Annotated in this window: 7 protein-coding genes and 1 pseudogene; 3 read left to right on the top strand and 5 right to left on the bottom strand. The window is 58.9% G+C overall.

Translation table 11 applies throughout. The annotated features are described in order from the left end of the window. Positions 1 to 238 (top strand): annotated as a pseudogene (locus PK789_RS08975) (hypothetical protein); the annotation flags it as partial. An 88-nt stretch (positions 239 to 326) separates the two neighbouring features. On the opposite strand, the gene PK789_RS08970 reads toward PK789_RS08975, so the two are convergent. The 3 genes from PK789_RS08970 to PK789_RS08960 form a co-directional block, all read right to left on the bottom strand. Beyond that, complete coding sequence (locus tag PK789_RS08970; RefSeq protein ID WP_324308426.1) at positions 327 to 641, bottom strand: hypothetical protein; 315 nt, start codon at positions 639 to 641, stop codon at positions 327 to 329. A 207-nt stretch (positions 642 to 848) separates the two neighbouring features. After that, the gene (locus tag PK789_RS08965; protein WP_324308425.1) at positions 849 to 1,163 is read right to left on the bottom strand and encodes a hypothetical protein; all 315 of its coding nucleotides are present in this window, start codon (positions 1,161 to 1,163) and stop codon (positions 849 to 851) included. Positions 1,164 to 1,285: 122 nt separating this feature from the next. After that, positions 1,286 to 2,461 carry a thiolase family protein gene (locus tag PK789_RS08960; protein WP_324308424.1) on the bottom strand — a complete coding sequence of 392 codons (1,176 nt, stop codon included), beginning with the start codon at positions 2,459 to 2,461 and terminating at the stop codon, positions 1,286 to 1,288. Between the two features lie 192 nt (positions 2,462 to 2,653). Here PK789_RS08960 and PK789_RS08955 point away from each other — a divergent pair, with 192 nt between their 5' ends. After that, positions 2,654 to 5,596 carry a S8 family serine peptidase gene (locus tag PK789_RS08955; RefSeq protein ID WP_324308423.1) on the top strand — a complete coding sequence of 981 codons (2,943 nt, stop codon included), beginning with the start codon at positions 2,654 to 2,656 and terminating at the stop codon, positions 5,594 to 5,596. A 90-nt stretch (positions 5,597 to 5,686) separates the two neighbouring features. Then, entirely contained in the window at positions 5,687 to 9,442 is a 3,756-nt protein-coding gene (locus PK789_RS08950; protein WP_324308422.1) for a two-component regulator propeller domain-containing protein, read from the top strand. 10 nt (positions 9,443 to 9,452) lie between these two features. Here the strand turns inward: PK789_RS08950 and PK789_RS08945 are convergent, their stop codons facing one another. Together PK789_RS08945 and PK789_RS08940 are read right to left on the bottom strand one after the other, a co-directional pair. After that, positions 9,453 to 10,967, bottom strand: coding sequence for a DUF3369 domain-containing protein (locus PK789_RS08945; protein WP_324308421.1), 1,515 nt, complete (start codon positions 10,965 to 10,967; stop codon positions 9,453 to 9,455). A 61-nt stretch (positions 10,968 to 11,028) separates the two neighbouring features. Beyond that, a partial coding sequence (locus tag PK789_RS08940) for an acyl-CoA dehydrogenase family protein (RefSeq protein ID WP_324308420.1) occupies positions 11,029 to 11,474 on the bottom strand: 446 nt, incomplete at its 5' end.

Below are 11,474 nucleotides of genomic sequence, written 5' to 3'. Positions count from 1 at the left end.
CCTAACATCGTTTAGCCGTTGGTTGACGCAGCTATTTCAGTCCAATCACGATCAGCTTGCGCGCCTACGCGACAGCGCATTTCTGCCTTCAGCAACATTGCCTTGGGTGCGTGGACACATGCTGCGGGTGTTGACTGGCACCCAGTGCGGCTGGTGGGGCCGTTATCCATTGGAGGCGGCGTTTATTGACGCATTGGATGCCGCAACTGCGCGCGGGGGCTGTAGCCGCAGCGAATGACGGTTTGAGGCAGAACAGAAAAGCACAGCGCACAAAAAAACAAAGCCCGCCGAAGCGGGCTTTGTCAGAGGCTTGAAGCCCGCCAGAATTACTTCTTGGCAGCTTCCGGAGCCGGGGCAGCAGCGGCGTCAGCCGGCTTGGCAGCGTCAGCAGCCGGAGCAGCGGCAGCGTCAGCAGCCGGAGCAGCGGCCGGGGCAGCAGCGTCAGCAGCCGGGGCAGCGGCAGCGTCAGCAGCCGGAGCAGCGGCAGCGTCAGCAGCCGGAGCAGCAGCAGCGGCGTCAGCCGGAGCAGCAGCAGCGTCAGCAGCCGGGGCGGCGTCAGCGGCCGGAGCAGCTTCTTCCTTCTTGCAGGCCGACAGGGCCAGGACGCCAGCGGCGAGCAGCACGAAAAGCTTGTTGTTCATGTGAATCTCCAAAAAGAGGGTTGACTGAAAAGCTAGGTTGGTAAATCAGGCAACGCCGGTGCACTTGGCAATTCGGCCAGGGCCGGGGGTCGTTTCACTGACTTTCGACGTTCCCGGTTGCCCGGGGCACGAAAAAGCCGCCGGCTCACCGACGGCTAATTCGATTCTTTGATAGTACTCGATTCGGCTATGTCTCCGCCGGCTCGATTACTTCTTCGCTTCGGCCGAGGTGGCCGCCGTTTCAGCAGCGTCAGCTGCCTTCTGGGCGTCCGCCGGGGTTGCAGCGGCATCTACCGGAGCGGCAGCGGCATCTGCAGCCGGTGCAGCAGCATCTGCAGCCGGAGCTTCAGCGGTTGCATCGGCTGCCGGGGCAGCTGCGGCTTGAGTGGCGGCGGTGTCGGCAGCGGCCTGCGCGTCGGCAGCCGGAGCGGCGGCGGCGGCGTCAGCTGCCGGCTCGGACTTGCTGCAGGCAGTCAGGGCCAGGCCCAGTGCCATCGCCAGCAGGATCTTGTTGATCGACATGATTTCGGTTTCCTCGTCGTTAATTCTGGGCACGCACAACCTGCGTGCCCTACCATGATGCCGTGCTTATGTCGCGTGTCAAGCGGTTGGCCGGATTTTTTTCAGTCCGGCGTTGCATGATCTCATGCCAATTCTATCGCCATGGCGGTAGCTTCGCCGCCGCCAATGCACAGGGAGGCCACGCCACGCTTGCCGCCACGGGCCTGTAATGCGTGGATCAGCGTCACCAGCAAGCGGGCACCGCTGGTGCCAATTGGGTGCCCTAACGCCAGTGCGCCGCCGTTCACGTTGAGCTTGTCGTGGGGGATGCCAAGATCGCTCATCGGGGCCATTGCGACGCAGGCAAACGCCTCGTTGATTTCGAACAAGTCCACATCGGCGACCGTCCAGCCGGCTTTGGCCAGCACATTCTGAACAGCGGTGACCGGCGCGGTGGTGAACCATTCCGGGGTCTGCGCGTGGGTGGCATGGGCTTTGATGCGCGCCAGTGGTTTGGCACCAGCGGCGGCGGCGGCATCGGCTGACATCACCACCAGTGCGGCGGCGCCATCGGAAATTTTGGAAGAAGAGGCGGCCGTCAGCACGCCATCCTTGCCAAATGCGGCACGCAGTTCGGGAATCTTGTTGAGGTCGATCTTGCTGGGTTCTTCGTCCTTGGCGATGACTACCTCGCCTTTGCGGGTCTTGACCGTGACCGGCACGATTTCGGCATCAAATGTCCCGGCAGCTTGCGCGGCCTGCGCGCGGCGTGCGCTTTCAGCCGAAAACGCATCCACCATGGCGCGATCGAACCCATATTTGGCGCACGCAGCATCGCCAAACACGCCCATGGCCTTGCCGTCATAGGGGTTGGTCAGGCCATCAAATGCCATGTGGTCGAGGAACTCGGCGCTGCCGTAGCGCACGCCCGTGCGTGAACCATTGAGCAGGTGCGGGGCATTGGTCATCGACTCCATGCCGCCAGCAACGACGGTTTGTGCGGAGCCGGCCTTGATGATGTCGTGGGCCAGCATCACCGCCTTCATGCCGGAGCCGCAGACCTTGTTGATGGTGGTGCAGCCGGCGGCATCGGGGATACCGGCGGCGCGCGAGGCTTGGCGTGCCGGCGCTTGGCCAAGACCGGCCGGCAATACACAGCCCATGATCACCTCGTGCACTTGATCGGCGGCAAGGCCTGCCTGCGCCAGCGCGCCTTGGATGGCGGCGCTGCCCAAGGCGGGCGTGGGGGTGCCGGTAAATTGGCCTAAAAAGGAACCAATGGCGGTGCGCTTGGCACCAACGATGACGACGTCGCTCATGGGAAGCTCCGGAAAATCCGTGGGGCCGGCGGTGCCGGGGGAATGGCGATTATGGCGCGAATCGTGGCGGCTTGCTGCAATGCGGCATCTGTGCGTGCTATCCCCATTGCGTGTTGGATGGGGCAGGCTTACAACGGGGCGTATATTTTTCATCGCAGTGCGGGGTTGCGCTGCACATCCATGGAGGTTGTCGTGTCCAAATTCTCACCTGCGAAGACCTTGCAACGGCCATTGGTGGCGATACTGCCAACCACAATCGCTTTGGTATTGACGGCGTGTGGGGGCGGCGGTGGCGGCGGCACGGTGCGATCTGACCCGCCACCGGCCACACCCACTGGCCCAGGATTTACACCGACGGTAGTCAATGACGCCTCGATCGTGGTCAATCCGCCTGCGGTGCCGGTCTTGGGTGCACCGGTCACCTTCACCGATCCTGCGATCAACAAACACCTCAGTTTGACCAATGCCGCAGGGGCGCTGGGTGCGGGGCTGAAGGGGCAGGGGGTGACGATTGGGTTTGTGGATACCGGGATCAATCGCAATCATCCGGCCCTGAGTGGGCGGGTGGGGGCCAGTTTCATCCATATCGACCCCAATACCAACAACACCAGTGTGGATGATGTGGTGGGCCACGGCACCACCGTTGCTTCGTTGGCGGCCGGTCGGCCCGTCACCGGAACCTATAGCGGTGGACAGTTGGGCAACTGGGGTGGCGGCATCGCGCAGAATGCCAGTTTGGTGTCGTCGCGCATCATCAACGACAAGCGTCCGGATGATGATGGTTCGGGTGCCGGTACGGAGATTCACGCTGGCGAGGGGTATGGCGATTTTTTCAAGGCCATCAATGGTGAGCTGGCCGATGCGGGGGCCAAGATCATCAACAACTCGTGGGGCGGCTTGTATTGGAAGGACCCGGCGCTGACCACGGAATTGGCTACTGCGTGGAAGGATTTTGTGGTCAATCGCGGTGGCATCGTGGTGTTTGCCAATGGCAATAGCGGTGAGGATTCGCGCTATGTCGACAACCCTTCCGACAATGCGCGGCTGCCCACACTGGCCAATGATGCGCAGCTGGAAAAAGGTTGGCTGACGGTGGGGGCGTTGAATCCGGACGCCCCCAACCAGCTCACCAGTTATTCCCAGCGTTGTGGAACCGCGATGAACTATTGCTTGGTGGCCCCCGGCAATACGGTGTTTATCGACCCGCAGGCCAAAACCGGGGACGCCAGTTACAAGTTGTATCAAGGAGGCGGCACGTCGTATGCCGCGCCCTTGGTGTCGGGTGCGGCGGCGGTGGTGTGGTCGGCGTTTCCGTATATGAGCAATGATCAAGTGCGCCAGTTGCTGTTGGGCGGTGCCAAGGATCTGGGCGCGACCGGGGTGGATCCGGTATTTGGCTGGGGCCTGCTGGATGTCACCAAGTCGGCCATGGGCCCGAGCAATTTTGCATGGGGTGATTTTGCGGTAGCCCCCAGCAGCAATTCTGTTTGGCGCAATGAAATCATTGGTAATGGTGGCTTGATCAAAAATGGCAGTGGGGTTTTGACGCTGACCGAGGCCGGCAAGTTTAGTGGCGCGACTCAGGTCAATTCCGGTGGTCTGGATGTGCGCAAGGGGTTGCTTTCGAATGTGTCAATTGCAGGTGCAGGCACGCTATGGGGTAGCGGCGCGTTTGCCGGCAATATCAGCAATGACGGGCGCTTCTTCACCGGGGCCAACGCGGCGACCACGATTGGCGGGAATTACCAGCAATCGGCAAGCGGAAATTTGGGGGTGTGGTTGGGCAATGCGTTGCGGGTGTCTGGTACTGCTTCGCTCAACGGCACGATGTCTATCTTGGGCGTCAAGAGTGGCTACACCACCAGCACCAAGGAAACCTTGCTCAATGCCGGCGGTGGCGTCAACGGCACGTTCTCGGTGTTGAAGGCGGCACCCAATGTGTTCTTGGATGCATCGCTGGCTTACGACCCCAATAATGTCTTCCTCAATATCAACCGCATCGACGTCACCAAGGCTGTGGCCGGGATGGGGTTGGAGGGTATCGGCGTGGCCTCGGCGGTGCGGGTGGAGGCGGCGATGCAGGCCATCGATTTGCAACTGGGCGGGGTAACACCGGGCGGGATTGGTGCCAGCTTCATCGACGCTGCCGGGGCATTGCAGCAATCCTCCAGCAAGGCCAATGCCGATCTGTCATTGCGCAGTCTTTCCGGTGAACTGCTGAGCGCGTCCACCGCGTTGACGTTGGCAGGGATCGATGCCGGTCGGCGTGTATTGGGTCAACGTATCGACAGCTTGGCATTGGCCCCCAAGCAAGTGGGGGGTTGGTACCGTGATTTGAACAGCAGTGGGCAATGGGCGCAGGCCGGGCTGGATGGTGTGGGTATGGAGAGCAGCGGGCAGATGTTTGGCAACGATTGGCGCGTCGGTACACATGCGCTATTAGGGGTTGCCATCAACAAGCAAGAGCAAAGTAGCTGGTTGGGCGCATTGGGTGATCGCAGCCGTGGTCACCAGCGTGAGCTGCAATTCTATGCAGCCGGCTGGCAAGGGCCGTGGCAGCTACAGGCGCAACTCAGTAGCGGTAGCTTCCAGCGACAGATACAACGGAATCTTGTGTTGGGTAATCTGCAAGATGCGGTGGCAACGCAGCTGTCCGGCCATTATTTAGGTGCATATGCCGAACTGGGTCGGCGGTTTGAGGCTGGCGGCGTCATGTTGACGCCGTATTTGGGCACGCACTATGCGCAGGTGGCCAATGCCGGGTTTGATGAACGTGGCAGCACCGGGTTTGGGCTGCGTGCCAATGCGTGGGATGCCAGCCGTTGGCAGGCGATGGCAGGGGTGCGTGCGGCCCGCCAGTGGCGGCTGGGCGATGTGCCGATGCAAATGGATGCGCGTGCCGAATGGCAACACACCTTGGCCACGCAAGGGGCACTGTTGGATGCCAGTTATGTGGGCCTGAGCCAATGGGCACCCCTGCAAGGCATGTCGCTTGCGCAACGCGGGCAGGTGGTTGGGGTGGGGCTGTCGGCACGGTTGCGGCAACACACCCAGTTTCGTTTTGATATAAGCCGACGTGCAAGCCAGCTAGGTGCATCCACAATGGCGGTGTTGCAAGCTGATTATCGTTTTTAGCGAGTGCAGCCATCAATAAAGGTAACAAGACAGACGCTGTGTATACGCAGGGGGCAACAGCAATGAGGCAGTGGCAATGAATCCGTTGTAATGAAACAGCTTTGGCTGACATTGCTGCTAATGCTTGCAAGCTGGATGTTGCCTGCGACAGCGCAGGTGCCCGGCGAAATTGACTTGCGCCTGCAACATTTGGGGGTGGAACAGGGTTTATCGCAATCCACCGCACGCGCCTTTGCGCAAGATGGTGATGGCATGTTGTGGATTGGTACCCAAGATGGCTTGAACCGCTACGATGGTTATGCGTTTCGGGTGTTTCGCCATGATGCGCAAGACCGCAGCAGCTTGCCCGATAACCACGTCACTGCGCTGGCAACCGATACCAAAGGCCGCTTGTGGGTGGGGACCCAGTCCGGGGGACTTGGGCGCTATGACTCCGATCGAAAGGCTTTTTTCAACTATCCGATTGCCCTTAACCGTCATGATGCGGTAGCGGCAACTCCCGTTATTGCACTTGCATCGGCACAAGACGGTAGTTTGTGGGTAGCAAGCGGGCACAGGCATCTACAGAAGTTCAGTCAGACCGATGACCGTTTTGTCACCATCGAACTCCCTGTGCAAACACAGATTCGTGCATTGCTGCCCATGCCCACTGGGGATGTTTTGATCGGTACTACGCAAGGGATTTTGATTTGGCGTCGCGCGCTTAAGCAAGTGCAACCATGGGCTACAGACACGCTTACAGCGGAGGATTCCGATGTGCAAGCGCTCGCTTTGCAAACCAGCACACGGCGTGTCTGGGTAGGCACGGCGAGTAAAGGCGCGTTTGAGCTGGACATCACAGGGCGCGTGTTACGCCAAGTGACAGCTGCAGATGGTTTGGCTGGCAACGATGTGCGGTCGCTGTTGGTCGATGTACAGGGGCGCATCTGGCTAGGGACTTACATCGGCTTGTCACGCATCGATACTGAGGGAGCAGTTGCGCGGCATTGGTTAGGGAGTGGCAACCGCATCGACGGACTGTCGTCTGGGCGCGTGCATGCGATGTTGCAAGACCGCGATGGCTTGATTTGGATTGGGACATGGTTGGGCGGTGCCCATGTCTATCTGCCGGGGTCCGACACGTTTCGTGAGTTTCGCGGTGATCAGGAGGACCCACGTGGCCTACCCGGAACAGGCGTGCGTGCGGTCTTATCAAATCCTGACGGCAGTTTGTGGTTGGGTTCGTTAGGTGGAGGTGGGTTGATTCATTTTTCCCCTGAACGTGGTGTGCTGGAGCGCTTTTACAGTAATGGCAAAGGCCCATTCCATCTGCCAAGTGACCGCATCCAGACAATTGCTAGAGATCTGGATGGTGGGCTTTGGCTTGGCTTCAGCGATCTGGGTTTAGCCAGACGACGGCCAGGGGCATCCACATTCGAATTACTGGCATCGCAATCTGCCATTGCTGGGCATGCAACCAATAGCAATGTCATTAGCTTGTATGTGGATCGCGCCGGGACGTTGTGGGTGGGTTATGAAGATAAGGGGATGGATGCCCTATGCCGTGGCTGCACGCAGTTCCGGCATTACGATTTTGATGCTACTCGGCGCGATAGTTTGCCGGGACAAACGATAGGCGCGGTATTTGAAGATCATACTGGGAAATTATGGGTGGGTGCGCGACCGGGTGGTTTGTCGATCCTCGACCGGGTAAGCGGTCGTTCGACACCACTGCTCGATGTATTGATTGCACCCGCTAGCGACCTGCCACGCGCCATCACATCGATCAATGAGTCTCGTAATGGCGAACTGTGGGTGGGGATGCAGGGAGGAGGCTTGGCCAGGCTAACGCCGGTAGCAGGTGGGCGCTATCGCCTGCAAACCTATACGCGCAAGCAGGGGCTGGCCGCAGAAGCAATTGGCCAAATCTTTGAAGACGCACGTGGCGAAATTTGGGTTTCTACCACGCTTGGAATCAGTCGCTTGGATCCGCAAACGGGGCTGATTCAAAATTTCAGTTCACGTTCGGGTGCACAAGGTGAAGGCTATTTCGTTGGCTCCGGTGCGGTCATGCCGGATGGGCGCATTGCTTATGGCGGCTTGCGTGGCCTGACGATTTTCAATCCTGCGGCGGTGTTCTCCAACGATGCCATCCATCGCCCGGTACTGACGGATGTGAGGGCATTCCAAAGCTCCAATTCCGCCGTTAAGGAGTGGCGGTATCGCAAAGGTGGTGGCGAGCAGTCAGATGCATTGTGGTTGCGTGCAGGCTCGGGTGGATTTGGCTTTAGTTTTTCCGCACTGACCTATTCTGACCCTGAGTTGGTGCAGTACAGCTATCGATTGGAGCCTTTGGATAGTGATTGGATAGAAGCCGACGCCAACCAGCGCACTGCCGGCTATCCGCATTTATCTCCGGGTGACTATCGTTTGCGTTTGCGCGCGCGTTTTCCGGGCGAAAGCTATGGCCCTGAGCGGGTGGTGGATGTGCATCTTGCGGCGTTATGGTGGCAAACCGTATGGGCGCGCTTGGGGTTGGTGCTGCTGTTGCTGGCACCCTTTGCCCTATGGGGTTGGAACCGTCGCAAATTGGCCATGGAACGAGCACGGGCGCAAGCGGTGCTGCAAGAAAGTGAAGAACGTTTGAAGTTGGCCCTGTGGGGAACCGGCGATGAGTTTTGGGATGCGGATCTGCAAGCCGCAAGGTTTGTGCGCATCAACCCGATGCGCCATCTCAAGGATTTTGAAAATATCAATGAACTGGGGTTTTCTGACTTGATCAAAGTGGTGCATCCCGATGATCAAGACGGTCTGGCGAAGGCGTTGTCGCGTCACATCAGTGGCAAAGAATCGGATTTTGACAACACGTATCGGATGCAGGATGTGCATGGCAATTGGCATTGGTTACGTTCACGCGGGCGGTTGGTGGAAAAAGACCCAAGCGGCCGACCGTTACGCATGGCAGGGGTGACGGTGGATGTCACGGAGCTGCGCGAGCACGAACACGCCATGGAACGTGTCAACCAAGAATTAGAGCAACGGGTGGCGCAGCGCACAGCGGATTTGACCCTGCTCAATCACGAGCTGAGCAGTACGATTGATCAACTGCGCATGACCCAGCACCAATTGGTTGAGTCAGAAAAGTTAGCGGCGTTGGGTGGCTTGGTGGCTGGGATTGCGCATGAGGTCAATACGCCATTGGGGGTCGGCGTGACTGCGGCCTCACATCTGGAGCAACAGGCCCAGCAGTTTCAGAAAGTCGCGGCGAATGGGCAGGTTACAGGGCCGCAAGCGGCAGCATTCAGTCAGACGGTCAGTGATGCCAGCGCCATGGTGCTACGCAATTTGCAGCGTGCCGACAAAATGATACGCAGCTTCAAGCAGGTGGCAGTGGATCAAACCAGCGAGCAGCCGCGCTTGATCAATTTGTCTGCCTACATGGAAGAAATTTTGGTGTCACTGCAGCCTGTCCTCAAGCGCAGTCCGCATGTGTTGGTGATTGATGTGCCAGTGGGGTTGACGGTATTCACCCAGCCGGGGGCGATCTATCAAATCGTGGTCAATCTGGTGACTAACTCGCTCAATCATGCGTTTGTTGGCATCAGCCATGGGCAGATGCGCATCGAGGCGTGTGCCGAAGGGGATGGATGGATCCTCGGTTATTCGGATGATGGCGTTGGCATGGAGGAGTCGGTGCGGCGCAGGATTTATGATCCGTTCTTTACCACGCGGCGTGGCCAAGGTGGTTCAGGTTTGGGGATGCACATTGTGTACAACTTGGTGGTGCAGACCTTGGAGGGCAGCATCGAGTGTGTATCGGGGCCGGGGAAGGGCACGCGCTTCATATTGCGCTTCGCGCATCGCTAATGATCGCAGGTCAGCTATCTGGATACTGCTCTCGTAGTGCTTCGGCATCGTCCCAGCGGGCAAACAGTAGGTCGATCAGATGCGGGTCAAACTTGCGTCCGGTTTGTTCGATCAGAAAATCACGGATACGCTCACGTGGCCACGGGGCTTTGTACACGCGGGTGCTGCCAAGAGCGTCAAACACATCGGCCAGCGCCACGATGCGGCCCTCCAAACTGATTACTTCGCCTTGCAGTCCTCTGGGATAGCCGCTGCCATCCCAGTTCTCATGGTGCTCAAGGCAGATGCGTGCGGCCAGTTGTAGCAGTGGTCGTTTGGAATTCCCCAGCATTTGCGCACCCAGCTGCGCGTGCGAACGCATGATGATGGTTTCTTCCGGGGTGTGCGAGCCGGGTTTGTTGAGAATGGCATCCGGAATGCCGATTTTGCCGATGTCATGCAAGGGGGCCGCCAAGCGCAAATTTTCGGCGGCACTGATATCCATACCTGCGGCGCGCCCGAGCAGCTCCGCCAGCAAGCCGACGCGCAAGACATGGTTGGCGGTCTCTCGCGAGCGGGTTTCGGCGGCGCCGGCCAGTAGCCAGATCATTTCCAGCTGACTATCGACCAGTTCTTGATTCAAGTGCAGGTTTTTGTAGGCAATCGAAATATTGGTGGAAAATACTTCCAGCAACTTGCGGTTGACATCGCCAATTACCCCACCCTCACCAATGTAGAGCAAGCTTTCATGCTCATTGCTGTCGATGAAATGCAGGACGTAGTGATCCTCCGCAAACACATGGCTGCGATCACGCAAAGCGGCATCGAGTGATGCCATGTGGGATGGCGGCAGGACTTGTTCGGCATCGCGACCGACAAGAGCCGCATGCGGTGAGGTTGCCAAGGCAATCGGAAAGCGATGTTGCAACGTCGTGCAATGATTGATGCGGCATAACAATGTAATGCCATCGCCTTGGGAAAGACGCGACAAATGTTTGAGCACCATTTCTGAAAAACTGGCATTTTCGCGCTGCGAAAAAATATCCGCGCTGGCATCGATGACCTGTTCTAGGCCCTGCTTGCTAGATTCGATCGTCATCAGGTCGCGGTAGCTACGCAATGCCACAAACAGAGTCGTTTGAAAACGCGCCGCTGTCAGTTCGGTCTTTTCTTTGTAATCGTTGATGTCATACGAGCTGATGACGTCTTGCTCGGGGGCTTGGCCAGGTTGGCCGGTACGCAGGACGATGCGTACACAGTGGTTGCCAAGTTCTTGTCGGATGCGACGAACGATTTCCAAGCCCGCATGCTCGGTTTCCATGACCACGTCGAGCAGGAGAACCGCGATATCCGGCTGTGACTGGATCAGTTCGAAAGCTTCGGCTGCGCTGTACGCGGAGAGAAAGGTGAGTGGGCGTTCCTCAAAGCGGAAGCTCCCCAGCACGAGGCGAGTGACCTCATGCACTTCGGGTTCGTCATCGGCAATCAACACCTTCCACGGTGTGTCGGCAGATATGCGCGTGGCTTCGAAAAAATTGGCGTCCAAGAGGCCCCCCCTGCCCGCAGTCTATGCGTCCTTTGGCTGGCGTGAAAGGGGGGTGTGAGTCTTAGTGATTGCCCGCAAACAATTCGCGGCCGATCAGCATGCGACGGATCTCGTTGGTGCCGGCACCGATGGCGTAGAGCTTGGCGTCGCGCAAAATCCGCCCGGTGGCGAATTCATTGATGTAGCCGTTGCCGCCGAGTGACTGGATCGCTTCCAGCGCCACTTGCACCGCGGCTTCGGATGCATGCAGCAGGCAGGCGGCGGCGTCGATGCGGCTCTTGTGGCCGGCGTCGTAATCACGCGCCACTTGATAGGCGAACGCACGGCTGGATTGCAGCGATGTGTACATATCCGCAATCTTGGCCTGCATCAGTTCAAACGTGCCGATGGCCTGGCCAAACTGGCGGCGTTCGCGCACATAGGGCAGGGCGATGTCGAGCGCCGCCTGCATCAGCCCGATCGGGCCACCGGACAGCACCAAACGCTCGGTGTTGAGGCCGCTCATCA

Source organism: Thermomonas sp., from assembly GCF_035369645.1.
In the GTDB taxonomy this organism is placed as follows: Bacteria; Pseudomonadota; Gammaproteobacteria; order Xanthomonadales; family Xanthomonadaceae; genus Thermomonas.
This window is presented reverse-complemented; position numbering and strand designations above follow the sequence as displayed.